3 pseudogenes are annotated in these 22396 nt (G+C 71.0%); all 3 read left to right on the forward strand.

Features of this window, described 5'->3' with window-relative positions:
• Positions 1 to 25: 25 nt before the first annotated feature.
• Positions 26 to 19297 (forward strand): annotated as a pseudogene (locus CD790_RS36880) (type I polyketide synthase); the annotation flags it as partial.
• A 44-nt stretch (positions 19298 to 19341) separates the two neighbouring features.
• Positions 19342 to 22190 (forward strand): annotated as a pseudogene (locus tag CD790_RS36885) (type I polyketide synthase); the annotation flags it as partial.
• Positions 22182 to 22376, forward strand: a pseudogene (locus tag CD790_RS36890) (hypothetical protein); the annotation flags it as partial. The pseudogenes CD790_RS36885 and CD790_RS36890, both read left to right, overlap by 9 nt.
• Positions 22377 to 22396 lie beyond the last annotated feature (20 nt).

Consider the following 22396-nt stretch of genomic DNA (forward strand, 5'->3'; position numbering starts at 1 on the left):
AGCTTCCCAAGCCCGTGAGGTCCTGATGTCGGAACAAGAAAAGCTCCTCGGTTACCTCCGGCGGGTCACGGCCGATCTGCACCAGACCCGCAACCGCCTGCAGGAGGTGGAGGCGGCGGCACACGAGCCGATCGCGATCGTGGGGATGGGCTGCCGCTTCCCCGGCGGCGTCCGCACCCCCGAGGACCTGTGGCGCCTGGTGTACGGCGAGGAGGACGCCATCACCCCGTTCCCCGCCGACCGCGGCTGGGACACCGACGCCGTCTACGACCCCGACCCCGACCGGCCGGGCACCACATACGCCCGCGACGGAGGCTTCCTCGCCGAGGCCGGCGACTTCGACGCCGACTTCTTCGGCATCTCGCCGCGTGAGGCGACGGCGATGGACCCGCAGCAGCGACTGCTGCTGGAGACCGCCTGGGAGGCCATCGAGCGCGCGGGCATCGACCCGGCCTCGCTCAAGGGAAGCCAGGCCGGCGTCTTCGCCGGCGCCGTCGCACCCGACTACGGCCCGCGCGTCCACGAGGCCCCCGACGGCGTCGAGGGCCACCTCGTGACCGGCAGCGCCATCAGCGTGGTGTCCGGACGCGTCGCCTACACCCTGGGCCTGGAGGGCCCCGCCGTCACGGTGGACACCGCCTGCTCCTCCTCCCTGGTCGCCCTGCACCTCGCCGTGCAGGCCCTGCGGCGCGGCGAGTGCGAGATGGCTCTCGCCGGCGGCGTCACCGTCATGGCCACCCCGGGTACCTTCATCGGCTTCAGCCGCCAGCGCGGGCTCGCACCCGACGGCCGCTGCAAGCCCTTCGCCGCCGCGGCCGACGGCTTCGCCCCCGCCGAGGGCGCGGGCATGCTCCTCCTGGAGCGCCTGTCCGACGCCCGCCGCAACGGGCACCCCGTCCTCGCCGTCGTACGCGGTACGGCCATCAACCAGGACGGCGCGAGCAGCGGACTGTCCGCCCCCAACGGCCCCTCCCAGCAGCGCGTGATCCGCGCCGCTCTCGCGGACGCCGAACTCACCCCCGCCCAGATCGCCGCCGTCGAGGCGCACGGCACCGGCACGAAGCTCGGCGACCCCATCGAGGCCCAGGCCCTCCTGGCCACCTACGGCCGCGAACGCCCCGCCGACAGGCCGCTGCTGCTCGGGTCCGTCAAGTCCAACATCGGGCACACCCAGGCCGCGGCCGGCGTGGCCGGCCTGATGAAGATGGTGCTGGCCATGCGGCACGGTGTGCTCCCGCGCACCCTGCACGTGGACGAGCCGTCGCCCCACGTGGACTGGTCGGCCGGAGCCGTCGAGCTGCTGACCGAGGCCACCCCGTGGCCCGAGGGCGAGGAACCGCGCCGGTTCGGCGTGTCCTCCTTCGGCATCAGCGGAACCAACGCCCACGCCATCGTCGAAGAGCCCCCGGCCCCGCAGGCCGACACCGACGAGGCCACCTCGGCCACCCCGGCACCGACGGCCCTGCCCTGGGTGCTGTCGGCCAAGTCCGCGCCGGCACTGCGCGCCCAGGCCGCACGCCTCCTGCAGCACGCCGAGGCCCACCCCGAGGCGACCGGCGTCGACACAGCCCTCTCCCTCGCCACCACCCGGACCGCCTTCGACCACCGCGCCGTCGTTCTGGCCCCCGACCGCACCGCGGCGATACGGGAGCTCCAGTCGTACGTCGCCGGCCGCACCACCCCCGCCCTCATCGAGGGCACCGTCCGACGCGGCACCGGCGTCGCCTTCGTGTTCCCTGGTCAGGGTTCGCAGTGGGTCGGCATGGCGGCTGAGCTGTTGGATTCGTCGCCGGTGTTCGCTCAGCGGATCGGTGAGTGTGCGTCCGCGTTGGCGCCGTTCGTGGACTGGTCGCTGATCGATGTCCTGCGGGACGCCGATGGTGAGGCATGGCTGGAGCGGGTCGATGTCGTGCAGCCGGTGCTGTGGGCGGTGATGGTCTCGCTGGCGGAGGTGTGGCGGTCGTACGGTGTCGAGCCGGCTGCGGTGATCGGTCATTCGCAGGGTGAGATCGCCGCTGCCGCTGTGGCGGGTGCGTTGTCGCTCGAGGACGCCGCGAAGGTGGTGGCGTTGCGGAGCAAGGCCATTCGGGCGTTGTCCGGGCGCGGTGGCATGGTCTCCGTCTCCCTCGACATCGAGGATGTTCAGGAGCGTCTGGCGGCTTGGGAGGGTCGCCTTGCGGTCGCGGCGGTCAACGGCCCGGCCGTGGTCGTGGTGTCCGGTGACGCCGATGCCCTGGACGAGCTGCTGGCCGCGTGTGAGGCGGAGGGGGTGCGGGCTCGCCGGGTCGCGGTGGACTACGCCTCGCACTGCGCGCATGTGGAGGAGATCGAGGACGTTCTCCTGCGGGAGCTGGCGGGGATCGAGCCGCGGGCGGCGACCGTCCCGTTCTACTCGACGGTGACCGCCGAGGCGTTGGACACCGCCGGCTTGGACGCGGGCTACTGGTACCGCAATCTCCGCCAGACCGTCCGTTTCGCCGACACCGTGTGTGCCCTGCTCGACGACGGCTTCCGCCTGTTCATCGAGTCCAGCGCGCACCCGGTGCTGACGATGGGCGTCGAGCAGACCGCCGAAGCCCACACCAACGCCCCGGTCACTGCCGTGGGTTCGCTGCGTCGTGACGAGGGTGGTCTGGAGCGGTTCGTCGCGTCGGTGGCTGAGGCGTTCGTGGGCGGGGCGTCTGTCGACTGGGCGGTGTTGTTCGAGGGGACGGGGGCTCGGCGTGTCGAGCTGCCGACGTACGCCTTCCAGCACCAGCGCTACTGGCTGGAGGCCACGAGGTCGGGACCCCTCGGGCACGGCATGGCGGCCGGTGACCGTACGGACGCGATCTTCTGGGACGCGGTCGAGCGGGAGGACGGTGAAGCGTTGGCGGCCACGCTGCGCGTCGAATCCGTCGAACAGCAGGAGTCGCTCGACGCCGTCCTGCCCGCCCTCGCGCAGTGGCGTCGGCAGCGGCGCTCCGAGGCGACCGTGGACGAGTGGCGCTACCGTGCCGTGTGGCGTCGTACGACCGGCACGGCGGTGCCCTCGGTCGCGGGGACGTGGCTCCTGGTCACCCCGGACGCGTGCGGTGCCGACCCGCTGGTGGCGGACGTACGGCGGGCGCTCGAAGAGCACGGCGCCGACGTCCTGACCCTCTCGCTGGGCGGTGCCGACGCGGACCGCGCCGTACTGGCGCGGCGGCTGCGTGAGGTCACCGCGGACCGCACGCCGGCAGGTGTGCTGACGCTGCTGGCGCTGGACGAGACGCCGTACCCGGAGCACCCCGTCACCACCACCGGCCTGGTACTCACCCTGAGCCTGATCCAGGCCCTGGGCGACCTCGGCACCGGGGCCCGGCTGTGGTGTGCCACGCGGGGCGCGGTGTCCACCGGCGGAGCCGACGCGCCGACCGCCCCGGCACAGGCCACCGTGTGGGGCATGGGCCGGGTCGCCGCCGTGGAGTACCCGGACAGCTGGGGCGGCCTGGTCGACCTACCCGCCACCCTGGACGGGCGGGCCCGCACGCGGCTCGCGGGCGTCCTGGCGGGCGCCGACTCCGAGGACCAGGTGGCCGTCCGTGCCTCCGGGGTCATGCTGCGCCGACTGGAGCCCGCCCCGCTGGGCGACAGCCGACCCGGCCGTACCTGGAAGCCCCGGGGCACGGTCCTCGTCACCGGCGGCACCGGCGCGCTCGGCACCCACCTCGCGCGCTGGCTGGCCCGCAACGGCGCCGAACACCTCATCCTGACAAGCCGCCGCGGGCCCGCCGCGCCCGGCGCGGACGCCCTGGTCACCGAACTCGCCGCGCTCGGCACCCGGGTCACCATCACCGCTTGCGACGTCGCGGACCGCGATGCCGTGGCGGGCGTCCTCGCGTCCGTCCCGGAGGACTGCCCCCTCACCGCCGTCATCCATGGCGCCGCCTACATCGATCTGGCGTCGCTGGACGAGACGACGGCGGCCGAGTTCGCCGACGTCATGAACGCCAAGGCCGCGGGCGCGGCGCACCTCGACGCGCTCCTGGGCGACACCCCGCTCGACGCGTTCGTCCTGTTCTCGTCCGTCTCCTCCATCTGGGGCGTCGGCGACCACGGCGCCTACGGGGCGGCCAACGCCTACCTCGACGCGCTCGCCGAACGCCGCCGGGCGAACGGTCTTACCGCCACATCGGTGGCCTGGGGCGTGTGGGAGGCGGTAGGCGACAACGCGCCCGAGGCCCTCGACCTGGACCAACTCCGCCGTCGCGGCCTGCGGTTCATGGACGTCGACCTCGGCATCGCCGCGCTCCAGCAGACACTCGACCACGACCAGACGCACCTGGCGATCGCCGACATCGACTGGGAGAGCTTCATCCCGGTCTTCACCTCCGCCCGCCCCAGCCCGCTGCTGGCGGAGCTTCCCGAGGCGCGCCGCCTCCAGCAGGAGAGCGCCGCCAGCCCCCGGGACGCCGCAGGCTCCGAGACCGACGCGGCCTCGCCGCTCCGGCAGCGGCTGGCAGCCCTGACAGCCGGCGAGCGCACACATGCCGTCCTCGACCTCGTCCACGAGCAGGTGGCGGCCGTCCTGGGGCACGCCACATCAGACACGCTCGACTCCGAACGCGCCTTCAAGGACCTCGGATTCGACTCCCTGACGGCGGTGGAACTGCGCAACCGGCTGAACGCGGCCACGGGGCTGCGGCTCCCCGCCACCCTGATCTTCGACTACCCCAGCAGCGCCGTTCTCGGCGAGTACATCCGGGAGCAGCTCTTCGGCGGCGAGGCGGCGGAGGCCGCCGGCGCGGACGTCGCGCTGCTGCCCGGCACCGTCGCCCCCGGGGCGACCGCGACCGACGACGATCCCGTCGCGATCGTCGCGATGAGTTGCCGCTACCCCGGTGGAGTGACATCCCCGGAAGAGCTGTGGCAGCTGATCATGTCCGACGGGGACGCGATCGGCGGACTGCCCACCGACCGAGGCTGGGACATCGAGGGCATCTATGACCCCGACCCCGACGCTCCGGGCAAGACCTACGCGCGCGAGGGCGGTTTCCTCTACGACGCCGCCGAGTTCGACCCGGAGTTCTTCGGGATCTCGCCGCGTGAGGCGGACGCGATGGATCCCCAGCAGCGGCTGCTTCTGGAAACCTCCTGGGAGGCATTCGAACGCCTCGGGGTGCCCGCGCCGTCCCTGCGCGGCAGCCGCACCGGCGTCTTCATCGGCAACAACTACCAGGAGTACGGGCCGCGCGTGCACGAGGCACCCGCGGGCTCCGAAGGCCATCTGATGACGGGCAACGCGGCCAGCGTCGTGACCGGTCGCGTCGCCTACTCCTTCGGGTTCGAGGGTCCCGCCGTCACGGTGGACACGGCGTGCTCGTCGTCGCTGGTCGCCCTGCACCTGGCGGTGCAGTCACTGCGCCAGGGCGAGTGCACGCTCGCCTTGGCCGGTGGTGTCGCGGTCATGCCCAACCCCAGCGCGTTCATCGCTTTCAGCCGGCAGCGCGGGCTCGCCGCCGACGGCCGCTGCAAGGCGTTCGCGGCGGGGGCCGACGGCATGGGACTCGCCGAGGGCATCGGCGTGCTGCTGCTGGAGCGCCTGTCGGACGCGCGTCGCAATGGCCATCACGTCTTGGCCGTGGTCCGTGGTTCGGCTGTCAACCAGGATGGTGCGAGCAATGGTCTGACGGCGCCGAATGGTCCGTCGCAGCAGCGGGTGATTCGGGCGGCGCTGGCGAATGCCCGGGTGTCGGCTGCCGATGTGGATGTGGTGGAGGCGCACGGTACGGGTACGAAGTTGGGTGATCCGATCGAGGCGCAGGCGTTGCTGGCGACGTATGGGCAGGATCGGCCGGAGGGCCAGCCGCTGTGGCTGGGCTCGGTCAAGTCGAACATCGGGCACACCCAGGCGGCGGCCGGTGTCGCGGGTGTGATGAAGATGGTGCTGGCGATGCGGCACGGTGTGCTGCCGCGGACGCTGCATGTGGATGAGCCGTCGCCGTGAGCTGCTGACGGAGTCGGTGGCGTGGCCTGAGGGTGGTCAGCCGCGGCGGGCGGGTGTGTCGTCTTTCGGTATCAGTGGCACGAACGCGCATGTGATTCTTGAGCAGGCTCCCGTCACGGATGAGGAGCCGGCCGGGGATGCCGCGCCGCCGGCCGTGGTGCCGTGGGTGGTGTCCGGCCGGTCGGAGAGCGCGTTGCGGGGGCAGGCGGAGCGACTGGTGTCGTTCGTCGGCGAGCGTTCCGACCTCGCGCCTGTGGATGTGGCGCTGTCGCTTGCGGCTGGGCGGTCGGTGTTTGAGCACCGGGCTGTGGTGTTGGCCGCTGACGGGGCTGGTTTCGCGGGTGGGTTGTCCGCGTTGGTGGCGGGTGAGCCGGCTGCTGGTGTGGTGCGGGGGCAGGTGGTGCCGGGGAAGTTGGCGGTGCTGTTCTCGGGGCAGGGTAGTCAGCGGGCTGGTATGGGTCGGGAGTTGTATGCGGCTTTCCCTGTGTTCGCTGAGGCTTTCGATGAGGTGTGTGCGGGGTTTGATGGGTTGCTGGAGCGGCCGTTGCGTGGGGTCGTCTTCGAGGGTGGCGATGCTTTGGACGCGACGGGGTTCACGCAGTGTGGTCTGTTCGCTCTGGAGGTGGCGCTTTACCGGCTGACGTCGTCGTGGGGTGTGACGCCCGATTTTGTGGCCGGTCACTCGATCGGTGAGATCGCTGCGGCGTATGTGGCGGGGGTGTGGTCGCTGGAGGACGCGTGTGCTCTGGTGGCGGCGCGTGGTCGGTTGATGCAGGCGCTGCCTTCGGGTGGTGTGATGGTGTCGGTGCGGGCGTCGGAAGCCGATGTTCTGCCGTTGGTGGAAGGCCACGGTGAGGTGGGTGTGGCGGCGGTCAACGGTCCGTCGTCCGTGGTGATCTCGGGCGCTGAGGCCGCGGTGGCCGTTGTGGTGGAGCGGCTGGAGCAGCGGGGTGTGAGGACACGGAAGCTGCGGGTGTCGCACGCCTTCCACTCCCCGTTGATGGAGCCGATGCTGGCGGAGTTCCGGCAGGTCGTCGAGGGGTTGTCGTACGAGGTGCCGCGGATCCCGTTGGTCTCGAACCTGACCGGAGAGCTGGCCACCGCGCAGGAGGTGTGTGACCCGGAGTACTGGGTGCGGCACGTCCGTGAAGCGGTCCGCTTCGCCGATGGCATCTCCGACCTCACCACCCACGGTGTGACGGCTTGTCTGGAGCTGGGCCCGGACGGCGTCCTGTCCTCGATGGGCCAGGACAGTGCCCCGGAGACGTTGTTCGCCCCGGTGCTGCGCAAGGATCGCGACGAAACCACCTCTCTGGTGGAGGCGCTGGCCGGAATCTACGTCCAGGGCCACAGTGTGGACTGGGCCGCTTACCTCGCCCCTTCCCGTCCTCGGCGGGTGGACCTGCCCACCTACGCCTTCCAGCGGGACCGGTACTGGATGGGATCGGCCGCGCAGACCGGCGATGACATCCCCGAGACGGTTGATTCCGGTTTCTGGGACGCGGTGGAGCGTGGGGATGTGTCGGGGCTGGCGGATCTGCTGGCGTTGCCGGGGGATGAGTCGCTGTCGGCGGTGTTGCCCGCGTTGTCGGCCTGGCGTCGTCGGGGTCGTGAGCGGTCGACGGTCGACGGTTGGCGTTATCGGGTGGCGTGGTCGCCGTTGGTTGGGGTTTCTGGTGTGTTGTCGGGGGCGTGGTTGGTGGTTGTGCCGGCCGGGCTCGCTGGCGATGTGTGGGTGGGTGAGTGTGTGGCGGGTCTGGCGCGTGGTGGTGCCCGGCCGGTGGCGTTGGAACTCGACGTGGATGAGTGTGGTCGTGAGCGGGTCGCTGAGCGGCTGCGTGGGGTGTTGGAGGGTGAGGCGGGGTTCGCGGGTGTGGTCTCGCTCCTCGCGTTGGCGTCGGGTCGGGACGCTGTGTTCGGGTCCGTGCCTGCCGGGCTCGCCCTGACGCTCGGCTTGGTCCAGGCGTTGGGTGATGTCGGTGTTGAGGCTCCGTTGTGGTGTGTGACCCGGGGTGCGGTCGCGGTGACGGACTCGGAGCGTGTGACGGATCTCGATCAGGCTCAGTTGTGGGGTCTGGGGCGGGTGGCTGGTTTGGAGTTGGCCGGTCGTTGGGGTGGTGTGGTTGACCTTCCTGAGGTGGTGGATGCGCGTTTGGTGGGGCGTCTGGCCGGTGTGCTCGCCTCGGGCGAGGCTGAGGGGGAGGTCGCACTGCGCGCCGCCGGGGTGTTCGGTCGGCGTGTGGTCCGTTCCGCGGGGTCTGGCGGCGGTTCCTGGCAGGCGTCGGGGACGGTGTTGGTGACCGGTGGTACCGGTGGTGTGGGTCGGCATGTGGCGCGGTGGTTGGCGCGGGCGGGGGCGGAGCATGTGGTGTTGGCTTCGCGGCGTGGTCCCGCTGCTGATGGTGTGGCGGAGTTGCGGGCTGAGATCGCGGAGTTGGGAGCGCGGTTGTCGGTGGTGGCCTGTGATATCGGCGATCGTGATGCGGTGGCTGCTCTGTTGGCGGGTGTTCCGGCTGAGGTGCCGTTGACGGCGGTGGTGCATGCGGCGGGTGTGTTGACGGGCTGAGGGGCTGCCGGCGACCTCGATCGCGTGGGGCCCCTGGGCCGAAGACGGCATGGCAGTGAGCAGTGCCGAGGTCAGTCGTACTCTCCGGCGTACCGGCATGCTCCCCATGAACCCGGACCTTGCGGTGAAGGCTCTGGAGCAGGCCCTGGTCGTGGACGACACCGCCATCGCCGTCGTCGACGCCGATTGGAAGCACTTCGCCGGCACCTTTGAGGCCCGGCAGCTGTCCCGCATGCTCAGCGGAATCCCGGAAGTCGTCCGAGTGACCGAGGCAGCCGAAACCACGCCGGTGGACACGCCGCACGCCGAAGGGGCGTCCGCTCTCGTACGGAAGCTGGCAGGGCTGCCCGAGGCCGAGCGGCACCGCGTCGTGCTGGAACTCGTGCGTGCCCACGTGGCCGCCGTACTCGGGTACGCCGGAGCTGATGTGATCGCGCCCGCCCGCGCGTTCATGGAGATCGGATTCGACTCCCTGACAGCCGTCAATCTGCGCAACAGGCTCATCGAAGCCACTGACATGCAGCTGTCGGCCACCCTGGTCTTCGACTACCCCACGCCGGCCGCGCTGGCCGACCACCTGCTCACCGAGCTGCTCGGTTCGCGCGATGAGGAAGCCGTCCCGACGCTCCCCGCGACGGTGGCCGCCGCTGACGAGCCACTGGCGATCGTCGCGATGAGCTGCCGCTTCCCCGGAGGCGTGGGGACCGCGGAAGAACTGTGGGATCTGCTCGCCGTCGGCAAGGACGCCATCTCCGACTTCCCGACGGACCGCGGCTGGGATCTCGACGGCCTGTACGACGCCGACCCGGACGCGCTCGGCAAGAGCTACGTCCGCGAAGGCGCCTTCCTCTCCGAAGTGAGCGGATTCGACGCCGACTTCTTCGGCATCTCGCCGCGTGAGGCGCTGGCGATGGACCCGCAGCAGCGGCTGCTGCTTGAGACCGCCTGGGAGCTGTGGGAGCGGGCCGGGGTCGACCCCGAGTCCGTGCGCGGCAGCCGGACGGGTGTGTTCATCGGCACCAACGGCCAGGAGTATGTCTCCCTCGTCGACCAGGGCCCGAACGTGACCGAGGGCTATGTCGCCACCGGTAACGCGGCCAGTGTCGTATCGGGGCGTATCTCGTACACGTTCGGCCTCGAAGGCCCCGCGGTCAGTGTGGACACCGCGTGCTCGTCGTCCCTGGTCGCGCTGCACCTGGCTGCGCAGTCCCTGCGTCAGGGCGAGTGCTCCCGCGCGATCGTCGGCGGTGTCTCGCTGATGGTCTCGCCGCGTGGTTTCGTGGAGTTCAGCCGTCAGCGGGGTCTCGCTCCGGACGGTCGTTGCAAGGCGTTCGCGGCGGGCGCGGACGGCACCGGGTGGGGTGAGGGCGTCGGCCTGCTCCTGTTGGAGCGGTTGTCGGACGCGGAGCGTAACGGTCACCGGGTGCTGGCGGTGGTGCGTGGTTCGGCCGTCAATCAGGATGGTGCGAGCAACGGTCTGACGGCACCGAATGGCCCGTCGCAGCAGCGGGTGATCCGGGCCGCGCTCGCGAGTGCTGGGCTCACCGCCGGCCAGGTGGATGTGGTCGAGGCGCACGGTACGGGCACGAAGCTCGGCGACCCCATCGAGGCGCAGGCGCTGCTGGCGACCTACGGCCAGGACCGGCCGGAGGACCGGCCACTGTGGCTGGGTTCGATCAAGTCGAACATCGGGCACACCCAGGCCGCGGCCGGCGTCGCCGGGATCATCAAGATGGTCCTGGCGATGCGGAACGGATTGCTGCCGCAGACGCTGCATGTGGACGAGCCCACCCCGCACGTCGACTGGTCGTCCGGCAGCCTGCGGCTGCTGACCGAGGCCACTCCGTGGCCGGAGGCCGAGGAGCCCCGTCGGGCCGGTGTGTCGGCGTTCGGCGTCAGCGGCACGAACGCGCACGTGATCCTTGAGCAGGCTCCGGCCTCGGTTTCGGAGGAGGAGCCTTCGCAGGGTGTGCCGCCGGTGGTGGTGCCGTGGGTGGTGTCGGCGAAGTCCGAGGCCGCGCTGAGGGCGCAGGCCGAACGACTGGCCTCGTTCCTCGGGGAGCGTCCGGAACGTCCGGAGCTCGGGGCTGCGGGCGTGGCGTCGTCACTGGTGACTGGACGTTCGGTGTTCGAGCATCGGGCTGTGGTGGTCGGAACCACGCTGGGCGGTCTGGCCGGCGGGCTGGAGGCGCTGGCCGAGGGCCGTGAGGCCGCGGGTGTGGTGCGGGGGAGTGCCGGCGGCTCGGATGGGCGTGCCGTGTTCGTCTTCCCTGGTCAGGGCTCGCAGTGGGTCGGTATGGCGGCTGAGCTGTTGGATTCGTCGCCGGTGTTCGCTCAGCGGATCGGTGAGTGCGCTGCCGCCCTGTCGCCGTACGTGGACTGGTCGCTGACGGACATCCTGCGGGACACCGAGAGCGAGGCATGGCTGGAGCGGGTCGATGTCGTGCAGCCCGTGCTGTGGGCGGTGATGGTCTCCCTGGCCGAGGTGTGGCGGTCGTACGGTGTCGAGCCGGCCGCGGTGATCGGTCACTCGCAGGGTGAGATCGCTGCCGCTGCTGTGGCGGGTGCGTTGTCGCTTGAGGACGCGGCGAAGGTGGTGGCTCTGCGGAGTAAGGCCATTCGGGCGTTGTCCGGGCGTGGCGGCATGGTGTCCGTCTCGCTCGGCGTGGAAGAAGTTCAGGAGCGTCTGGGGGCTTGGGAGGGTCGTCTGGCGGTCGCGGCGGTCAACGGCCCGGCCGTGGTGGTCGTGTCCGGTGACGCCGACGCTCTGGACGAGCTGCTCGCTGCGTGTGAGGCCGAGGGGGTGCGGGCTCGCCGGGTCGCGGTGGACTACGCCTCCCACTGCGCGCACGTGGAGGAGATCGAGGACGTTCTCCTGCGCGACCTGGCGGACATCGCTCCCCGAGCCGCGTCGGTGCCCTTCTACTCGACGGTGACCACTGAGGTCCTGGACACCACCGGCTTGGACGCGGGCTACTGGTATCGCAACCTGCGCCAGACGGTCCGCTTCGCCGACACCGTCCGTGCCCTGCTCGACGACGGCTTCCGCCTCTTCATCGAGTCCAGCGCGCACCCGGTGCTCACGATGGGCATCGAGCAGACCGCCGAGACGCACACCAACACCCCGGTCACCGCGGTCGGGTCGCTGCGCCGCGATGAGGGTGGACTGGAACGCTTCGTGGTCTCGGTGGCGGAGGCGTTCGTCGGTGGCGCGGCTGTCGACTGGGCCGGAGTGTTCGAGGGCACGGGCGCCACTCGCGTCGACCTCCCCACCTACGCCTTCCAGCACCAGCGCTACTGGATCGAGCCGTCCACCGCCCGCCAGGGAGACGTCACATCGCTCGGTCTCTCGTCCGCCGATCACCCGTTGCTCGGCGCGGCCGTCACTCTGCCGGATTCCGGCGGACACCTCTTCACCGGGCGACTCGCGATGCGGTCGCACCCCTGGCTCGCGGATCACGTTCTCCACGGCAAGGCGGTGCTCCCGGCCTCCGTCTTCGTCGAGTTGGCGCTGCGAGCGGGTGACGCGGTCGGTTGCGACCGGTTGGACGAGCTGATGCCTCAAGCGCCGCTGGCGCTGCCAGACAGTGGGGCGGTCCAGCTCCAGCTCACGGTGAGCGGACCGGACGATTCCGGCCGCCGTACGGTGAGGGTCTACTCGCGCCACGAGGAGGGCGCGGCGGATCTCCCGTGGACCCTGCATGCCCGTGGTGTGCTGGCGATGGGGGCGCCGGTGGGTTCGGAGACGGCACGTGCGCTCGGCCAGTGGCCTCCGGCTGACGCCGACCAGATCGACGCGGCGGCGCTGTACGACGACGGCGAGGAAGGTGTCGGCCTCGTCCGCGGCTCCGCGTTCCAGGGGCTGCGCCAGGCGTGGCGCCGGGGTGAGGAGATCTTCGCCGAGGTGACGCTGCCGGAGGAGCAGCGCGCGGACGCCGGGCGCTATGGCCTGCACCCGGCGCTGCTGGACGCCGCTCTCCACGCCGCAGCGGGAAGGACGGCCGACATTGCCGAGGGCACGGTCGCGCTCCCACACGCGTGGAGCGGCGTGTCCCTGTACGCAACCGGTGCGACCACACTGCGCGTGCGTCTCTCGCCGGGGGTCGGGGACGGTGTCGTGGTGCTGTTGGCCGACGAGTCCGGCCAGGTGGTGGCCACCGTGGAGACCGTGACGACCCGGAGCTTCACACCGGACGACGTGACCGGTCGGGAACGGGTGCCGTACGAGTCGCTGTTCCACGTGGAGTGGGCGGCTCTCCCGGCCGCCTCCATGGCCGCGGTGGAGGACGACGGAGCCCGCCTTGCGGTCGTCGGTCCCGACGCGGCCGAGCTTCGCCGTCTGTTCGCGGACGCCGACCAGCACATCGATGTGTACGCCGGTATCCGTGACGCGGCGATGTCCGGCGAGGCCGCGCCCCCGTGCTTGTTGCTGCCGTTCCTCTCCGGCTCCCGCCCCGGTGGGTGCGTCGTCGATCCGGTGGGTGTGCGCTTGGCGACACACCGTGCCTTGGAGGCGTTGCAGGAGTGGCTGGCGGAGGAGCGGTTCGCCGGTTCGCGGTTGGTCGTGGTGACCCGGGGCGCGGTGTCCGCCGATGCCGGGGAGGACGTGACCGATCTGGCGGCGGCGGCCGTGTGGGGTCTGGTGCGCTCGGCGCAGGCCGAGCACCCGGACCGGTTCGTCCTGCTCGACCTGGATGGGAATGACGTGTCCGGCGCCGCGCTCGAGGCGGTACTCGCCGGTGGGGAGTCGCAGGTCGCCGTACGCGAGGGGCGGGTGTACATCCCGCGCCTGGCCAGGGCGATGGTCCCTGCCGTCCGCACAGCGCCGGCCGTGTGGGACGCCGACGGGTCCGTGCTGATCACCGGCGCGAGCGGTGTGCTGGGCCGACTGGTGGCGCGGCACCTGGTCGCCGAACACGGGGTCAGGAGCGTGGTCCTGGCCTCACGACGCGGGCGCGATGTGTCCGGCGCGACCGAACTCGAAGCAGAACTCGGCGCGTTGGGTGCCGCGGTGATGTTCGAGGCGTGTGACGTGACGGACCGCGACGCGCTGGCCGGCCTGCTGGCACGGATTCCCGTGCACCGCCCACTGCGCGGCGTGGTACACGCGGCGGGTGTCCTGGACGACGGCCTCATCGAGTCGCAGACGCCGGAACGGTTGGACGCCGTGCTGCGGCCCAAGGTGGACGCCGCCGTGCATCTGCACGAGTTGACCCGGGACCTGGGGCTGACGGCCTTCGTCCTGTTCTCCTCCGCGGCCGCGACGTTCGGCGCCGCCGGCCAGGGCAACTACGCCGCGGCCAACATGTTCCTGGACGGCCTGGCGGCGCACCGGCGGGCGCACGGCCTGCCGGCGATCTCGTTGGCCTGGGGTTTCTGGGCCGAACGTAGCGAGATGACCGGCCACCTGGGTGATGTCGACATGGCCCGCATGGCCCGCTTCGGCATGACGCCACTGCACGCCGACGAGGGACTGGCGCTGTTCGACGCGGCGCCCACGACGGACGAGTTCCTCCTCGTGCCGACGCGCATGGACGTCGCCGTGCTGCGCGCCAACGCGCGGCCCGGGACCGTACCCCCGATCCTGCGGCACCTCATCGGAGCCCCGGTCCGCCGGGTCGTCGAGTCGGCCGCCGCCGACGACGGAACCCCCGCCCTCGTGCGGCGCCTCGTCGGCCTCACGCCGGACGAGCGCCAGGAGGTACTGCTGGAGCTGGTGGCCGAGAGCGTGGCGGCCGTCCTGGGCCACACGGACGCGGTCGCGGCCGAGCGTGCCTTCAAGGACCTCGGGTTCGACTCGCTCACGGCGGTCGAACTCCGGAACCGCCTGAACGCGGCGACCGGCCTGCGGCTCTCGGCCACGCTCGTGTTCGACTACCCGACCCCGGCCGCTGCCGCCCGCCACATCGCCGGCGAGCTGCTGGGCTCGGACCAGACGGACGGCGAGCAGCGGGCCGCCGCCCCGAACCTGGCGACGACGACGCCACGGACCGTTCCCAACGACGAACCGATTGCCATCGTGGGCATGGGCTGCCGCTTCCCCGGCGGCGTACGTACCCCCGAGGAGCTGTGGCAACTGCTTGTCAACGACGGCGACGCGGTGTCCGGCCTGCCCACCGACCGTGGCTGGGACCTGGAGGCGCTGTATCACCCGGACCCCGAGCACAAGGGCACGGCGTACGCCCGCGAGGGCGGTTTCCTCTACGACGCGGGCGAGTTCGATCCGGCGTTCTTCGGGATCTCGCCGCGTGAGGCGTTGGCGATGGATCCGCAGCAGCGGTTGTTGCTGGAGACGTCGTGGGAGGCGCTGGAGCGGGCGGGTATCGACCCGGCGACCGTGCGCGGCAGCCAGACCGGCGTGTTCTGCGGCCTGACCTACCACGACTACGGCGACCTGGTCCACCAGGCGGGGGAGGCGTCGGAGGGTTACCTGATGACCGGCAATGCCGGCAGCGTCGCCTCGGGCCGCATCTCGTACACCTTCGGCTTCGAGGGGCCCGCGGTGACCGTGGACACCGCGTGCTCGTCGTCGCTGGTCGCCCTGCACTGGGCAGCTCAGGCGCTGCGCCAGGGCGAGTGCACGCTCGCTCTCGCCGGCGGGGCGACGGTCATGGCCAGCCCCGTCGCCTTCGTGGAGTTCAGCCGTCAGCGGGGCCTCGCTCCGGACGGCCGCTGCAAGGCGTTCGCGGCGGGCGCGGACGGCACCGGCTGGGCCGAGGGCGTCGGCATGCTCCTGCTGGAGCGCCTGTCGGACGCGCGCCGCAACGGACACCCGGTCCTGGCCGTGGTCCGAGGCTCCGCCCTGAACCAGGACGGTGCGAGCAACGGCCTGTCCGCGCCGAATGGTCCGTCGCAGCAGCGGGTGATTCGGGCGGCGCTGGCGAATGCCCGGGTGTCGGCTGCCGATGTGGATGTGGTGGAGGCGCACGGTACGGGTACGAAGTTGGGTGATCCGATCGAGGCGCAGGCGTTGCTGGCGACGTATGGGCAGGATCGGCCGGAGGGCCGGCCGCTGTGGCTGGGGTCGATCAAGTCGAACATCGGGCACACGCAGGCGGCGGCCGGTGTCGCCGGTGTGATGAAGATGGTGCTGGCGATGCGGCACGGTGTGCTGCCGCGGACGCTGCATGTGGATGAGCCGTCGCCGCATGTCGACTGGACGATGGGTTCGGTCGAGCTGCTGACGGAGTCGGTGGCGTGGCCTGAGGGTGGTCAGCCGCGGCGTGCGGGTGTGTCGTCGTTCGGTATCAGTGGCACGAACGCGCATGTGATTCTTGAGCAGGCTCCCGTCAAGGATGAGGAGCCGGCTGGGGATGTCGCGCCGCCGCCGGCCGTGGTGCCGTGGGTGGTGTCGGGCAGGTCGCAGAGCGCGTTGCGGGGGCAGGCGGAGCGACTGGTGTCGTTCGTCGGCGAGCGTGCCGACCTCGCGCCTGTGGATGTGGCGCTGTCGCTTGCGGCTGGGCGGTCGGTGTTCGAGCACCGGGCTGTGGTGTTGGCCGCTGACGGGGCTGGTTTCGCGGGTGGGTTGTCCGCGTTGGTGGCGGGTGAGCCGCGGGCAGGGCAGTCAGCGGGCCGGTATGGGTCGGGACCTGTACGCGGCGTTCCCTGTGTTCGCTGAGGCTTTCGATGAGGTGTGTGCGGGGTTCGATGGGTTGCTGGAGCGGCCGTTGCGTGAGGTCGTCTTCGAGGACGGCGATGCTCTGGACGCGACGGGGTTCACGCAGTGTGGTCTGTTCGCTCTGGAGGTGGCGCTTTACCGGCTGACCTCGTCGTGGGGTGTGACGCCCGATTTTGTGGCCGGTCACTCGATCGGTGAGATCGCCGCGGCGTATGTCGCCGGTGTCTGGTCGCTGGAGGACGCGTGTGCTCTGGTGGCGGCGCGTGGTCGGTTGATGCAGGCGCTGCCCGAGGGCGGTGCGATGTTGGCGGTGGAGGCTGACGAGGCGTCCGTGCGGACTACGTTGGCCGGGCGGGCTGCGGTGGACGTGGCGGCGGTCAACGGGCCCTCCTCCGTGGTCGTTTCCGGTGCTGAAGCGGCCGTGGCGGAGCTGGAGCGGGTGTGGCGGGCCGAGGGGCGGCGGGTACGCCGACTGCGGGTGTCGCATGCGTTCCACTCCCCGCTGATGGAGCCGATGCTGGCGGAGTTCCGGCAGGTCGTCGAGCGGCTGACGTACGAGGTGCCGCGCATCCCGCTGGTCTCGAACCTGACCGGTGAGCTGGCCACCGCGCAGGAGGTGTGTGACCCGGAGTACTGGGTGCGGCACGTCCGTGAAGCGGTGCGGTTCGCCGACGGCGTCTCCCACCTCACCGCCCAGGGTGTGACGGCTTTCCTGGAGTTGGGCCCGGACGGAGTGTTGTCCTCGATGGGCCAGGACAGTGCCCCGGAGATGGTGTTCGCGCCGGTGCTGCGTAAGGACCGCGACGAAACCAACTCTCTGGTGGAGGCGTTGGCCGGGATCTACGTACAGGGCCACAGCGTGGACTGGGCCGCCTACCTCGCCCCTTCCCGTCCTCGGCGGGTGGAACTGCCCACCTACGCCTTCCAGCGGGACCGCTACTGGGTCCAGCCGGTCCGGCCCGAGTCGGAGACCTCGTTCGACGTACAGGACTCGGCTGATTCCGGCTTCTGGGACGCGGTGGAGCGCGGGGCTGCCTCGGAGCTGGCGGATCTGCTGGCCCTGCCGGGGGATGAGCCGCTGTCGGCGGTGTTGCCCGCCTTGTCGGCCTGGCGTCGTCGGGATCGTGAGCGGTCGACGGTCGATGGCTGGCGGTACCGCGTGGCGTGGTCCCCGGTGGCGGATGCTTCCGGTGTGTTGTCGGGGGCGTGGCTGGTGGTTGTGCCGGCCGGGCTTGCCGGTGATGCCTGGGTTGGGGAGTGTGTGGCGGGTCTGGGGCGTAGTGGCGCCCAGCCGGTGATGCTCGAACTCGACGTGGATCAGACTCGCCGTGAGCAGATAGCCGAGCGACTGCGTGACGTCCTCGACGGAGAAGCCGGGTTCACGGGCGTGGTCTCGCTGCTGGCGCTGGCTTCGAGCCGGGACGCGGTGTTCAGGTCCGTGCCTTCCGGACTCGCCCTGACGCTCGGCTTGGTCCAGGCGCTCGGTGATGCCGGGGTCGAGGCTCCGTTGTGGTGTGTCACCCGGGGGGCGGTCGCGGTGACCGACTCCGAGCGCGTCATCGACCTCGACCAGGCCCAGGTGTGGGGCCTCGGCCGAGTCGCTGCCACCGAGGGAACTGAGCGGTGGGGCGGCTTGATCGACCTTCCTGAGGTGGTGGATGCGCGTTTGGTGGGGCGTCTGGCCGGTGTGCTCGCCGCGGGCGAGGCCGAGGGAGAGGTCGCACTGCGCGCCGCCGGGGTGTTCGGTCGGCGTGTGGTCCGTTGCGCGGGGTCTGGCGGCGGTTCCTGGCAGGCGTCGGGGACGGTGTTGGTGACCGGTGGTACGGGTGGTGTGGGTCGGCATGTGGCGCGGTGGTTGGCGCGGGCGGGGGCGGAGCATGTGGTGTTGGCTTCGCGGCGTGGTCCCGCCGCTGATGGTGTGGCGGAGTTGCGGGCTGAGATGGCCGAGTTGGGAGCGCGGTTGTCGGTGGTGGCCTGTGACATCGGCGATCGTGATGCGGTGGCTGCTCTGTTGGCCGGTGTTTCGGCTGAGGTGCCGTTGACGGCGGTGGTGCATGCGGCGGGTGTGTTGGATGACGGTGTGCTGGACGGGCTGTCGGTGGAGCGGTTCGAGTCGGTGCTTCGGGTGAAGGCGGAGGGTGCCCGGCATCTGCATGAGTTGACCCGTGATCTGGGTCTGTCGGCGTTCGTGTTGTTCTCGTCGTTCTCGGCGACGGTGGGTGGTGCGGGGCAGGGTAACTATGCTGCGGCGAACGCGTATCTGGACGCGTTGGCCGAGGTGCGGCGGGCTGAGGGGCTGCCGGCGACCTCGATCGCGTGGGGCCCCTGGGCCGAAGCCGGTATGGCGGCTGAGAACGCCCTGGTCAGCGGCCGTATGGAGCGGTTCGGCCTGCCGCCCATGAACCCGGAGCTCGCCGTCAAGGCACTGGAGCAGGCACTCAGTGGCTCCGAGACCTGCCCGGTGATCACCGACGTCGACTGGTCGCGGTTCGCCAAGGAGCTGAGCGGATCCCGCACCAGCGCACTCTTCGGTGAGATCGCCGAGGTACGGGAGCTGTATCGGACGGTCGAGGGCTCTTCCGAAGACGGTCCCACCGAGCCGACCTCGGCGCTCGCCGAGACCCTGGCCGCTCTTCCCGTGGCCGAACGCGAGTCGGTGCTGCTCGACCTGATCCGGAAGCACACGGCCACAGTGCTGGGATACGCGGCTCAGGCGGGGATCGACGCGGAGCGGGGCTTCTTCGAGATGGGCCTCGACTCGCTCACCGCGGTGGAACTGCGCAACCGTCTGAACACGGCGAGCGGCCTGCGGCTGCCGTCCACCGCCCTGTTCGACTACGCGTCCCCCGCCGCGCTGGCCCGCCACCTCATGGCAGAGCTGGCACCGGACCAGAGCGCGCCGGAGAACGCGCTGCCCGCCGAGATCGATCGCCTTGAGTCGACTCTCTCGGCACTCCCGGAGGACGACCTGGCACGGGCCAGGGCCGTGGTCCGGCTTCAGTCCATGCTCGCGAAGTTGAGCCAGGCCGGTGCCACCTCCGGTGCACACGGGGCAGCGGGCGTCGACGCCGTGGACGACGACCTCGACGGTGCGTCGGTCGACGAGCTCTTCGACGTCATCGACCGAGAACTCGGGGATTCCTAAGAATGATCAAGAACCGTATGGTGTCCACGAGGGGGCAGGGCTAAGTGTCTAACGAAGAGAAGCTTGTCGAGTACCTGAAGCGGGTCATGGCCGATCTGCGTCAGACACAACGCCGCCTTCGTGACGTCGAGGACAAGGCCCAGGAGCCGATCGCGATCGTCGGGATGAGCTGCCGCTTCCCCGGGGGTGTCCGGTCCCCGGAGGAGCTGTGGGAGCTGCTCGCCGGCGGTGGCGACACCGTCGCCCGGTTCCCGGACGACCGGGGCTGGGACCTCGCCGCCCTATACGACCCGGACCCGGACCGGGCCGGTACCTCGTACGTGAAGGAAGGCGCCTTCCTGTCCGACGCCGGCGCCTTCGACCCGGCGTTCTTCGGGATCTCGCCGCGTGAGGCGCTGGCGATGGATCCGCAGCAGCGGCTGTTGCTGGAGACGTCGTGGGAGGCTATGGAGCGAGCCGGCATCGCACCCGCGTCAGTGCGCGGCAGCAAGGCCGGAGTCTTCGTCGGCACCAACGGCCAGGACTACATCGAGGCCCTGCGTCAGGCACCGAAGGGCGTCGAGGGCTATCTGGCCACCAGCAGCGCAGCCAGCGTGATGTCCGGCCGGCTCTCGTACACCTTCGGTTTCGAGGGCCCCGCCGTGACGGTGGACACGGCCTGTTCGTCGTCGCTGGTCGCCCTGCACCTGGCCGTACAGTCACTGCGGCAGGGCGAGTGCTCTGTCGCCTTCGCCGGCGGCGTCACCGTGATGACGACACCCGGACTCTTCGTGGAGTTCAGCCGGCAGCGAGGGCTCGCCGCCGACGGACGCTGCAAGGCGTTCGCGGGCGGCGCGGACGGCACCGGGTGGGGCGAGGGCGTGGGCATGCTCCTGCTGGAGCGCCTGTCCGACGCGCAGCGCAACGGCCACCCCGTGCTCGCCGTGGTCCGGGGCTCCGCCGTCAACCAGGACGGCACCAGCAGCGGCCTGACAGTACCCAACGGCATCTCCCAGCAACGGGTGATTCTGCAGGCACTCGCGAACGCCCGTCTGTCCTCGGTCGACATCGATGCCGTCGAGGCGCACGGTACGGGCACGACCCTGGGCGACCCGATCGAGGCGCAGGCGCTGCTCGCGACGTACGGCCAGGACCGGCCCGAGGGCCGGCCGCTGCGGCTGGGCTCGATCAAGTCGAACATCGGGCACACCCAGGCCGCGGCCGGTGTCGCCGGTGTCATGAAGATGGTGCTGGCGATGCGCAACGGGCTGCTGCCGCGGACGCTGCACGTCGACGAGCCCACTCCCCACGTCGACTGGTCGGCGGGCGCCGTCGAGCTGCTGACCGAGGCCACGCCGTGGCCTGAGACCGAGGAACCCCGCCGGGCAGGTGTGTCGGCGTTCGGCGTCAGTGGCACGAACGCGCACGTGATCCTTGAGCAGGCTCCGGTTGGGGGTGCGGAGGAGGCGGCGGCGGGGGAGCCGGCTGGGGATGTCGAGGCGCCGGTGGTGGTGCCGTGGGTGGTGTCGGGTAAGTCGGAGGCCGCGCTGCGGGGGCAGGCGGCGCGCCTGGCTTCTCACGTCCCTGGGCTGTCGCCGGTGGATGTCGGGTTCTCGCTGGCTACGACGCGGTCGGTGTTCGAGCACCGGGCTGTGGTTCTCGGTGATCTGGCCGGCGGGCTGGAGGCGTTGGCCGAGGGCCGTGAGGCCGTGGGTGTGGTGCGGGGGAGTGCCGGCGGCTCGGATGGGCGTGCCGTGTTCGTCTTCCCTGGTCAGGGCTCGCAGTGGCTGGGGATGGCGGCTGAGCTGTTGGATTCGTCGCCGGTGTTCGCTCAGCGGATCGGTGAGTGTGCGTCCGCGTTGGCGCCGTTCGTGGACTGGTCGCTGACGGACATCCTGCGGGACACCGATGGTGAGGCATGGCTGGAGCGGGTCGATGTCGTGCAGCCGGTGTTGTGGGCGGTGATGGTCTCGCTGGCGGAGGTGTGGCGGTCGTACGGTGTCGAGCCGGCTGCGGTGATCGGTCATTCGCAGGGTGAGATCGGGCCGCGTGCGTGGCCGGTGCGCTGTCGTTGCAGGACGCGGCGAAGGTGGTGGCTCTGCGGAGCAAGGCCATTCGGGCGTTGTCCGGGCGTGGCGGCATGGTCTCGGTCTCCCTCGGCGTGGAAGAAGTTCAGGAGCGTCTGGGGGCTTGGGAGGGTCGCCTTGCGGTCGCGGCGGTCAACGGTCCGGCCGTGGTCGTGGTGTCCGGTGACGCGGACGCCCTGGACGAGCTGCTCGCTGCCTGCGAGACGGAGGGGGTGCGGGCGCGGCGTATCGCGGTGGACTACGCCTCCCACTGCGGGCATGTGGAGGAGATCGAGGACGTTCTCCTGCGGGAACTGGCGGACATCGCTCCCCAGACGGCATCCGTCCCCTTCTACTCGACGGTCACTGCCGAGGTCCTGGACACCACCGGCCTGGACGCGGGCTACTGGTATCGCAACCTGCGCCAGACGGTGCGTTTCGCCGAAACCGTCCGCACTCTGCTCGACGACGGCTTCCGCCTCTTCATCGAGTCCAGCGCGCACCCGGTGCTGACCATGGGCGTCGAGCAGACCGCCGAAGCCCACGCAGACACCGCTGTCACGACCGTCGGTTCACTGCGTCGCGACGAGGGCGGACTGCTTCGCTTCCTCACCTCGGCCGCCGAAGCCTTCGTCGGCGGCGCGGCCGTCGACTGGGCCGGTGTCTACGCAGATACCGGCGCGACCCGCGTCGACCTCCCCACCTACGCCTTCCAACACCAGCACTACTGGCTCAAGTCGCCCGCCTCCGGCGTCGGTGATGTGGCGGCCGTCGGTCTCGGGTCGGCAGATCACGCCTTGCTGGGAGCCGTGGTGTCGCTGGCGGATGCGAACGGGCTGGTGTTGACCGGCCGGTTGGCGCTGGCGGCTCAGCCCTGGCTGGCCGACCACCTCGTGCTGGGCAGGGTCGTGGTGCCGGGAACCGCGTTCGTGGAGCTGGCACTGCGGGCGGCGGACGCGGCAGGGTGCCGGAGCCTGGAGGAGCTGACGCTTCAGGCACCGTTGGTGCTGCCGGAGGACGGCGCGGTGCAGGTGCAGGTCGTCGTGGGCGGTAC

Origin of the sequence: Streptomyces sp. SAJ15, from assembly GCF_007595705.1 — a bacterium.
Classification (GTDB): Bacteria; Actinomycetota; Actinomycetes; order Streptomycetales; family Streptomycetaceae; genus Streptomyces.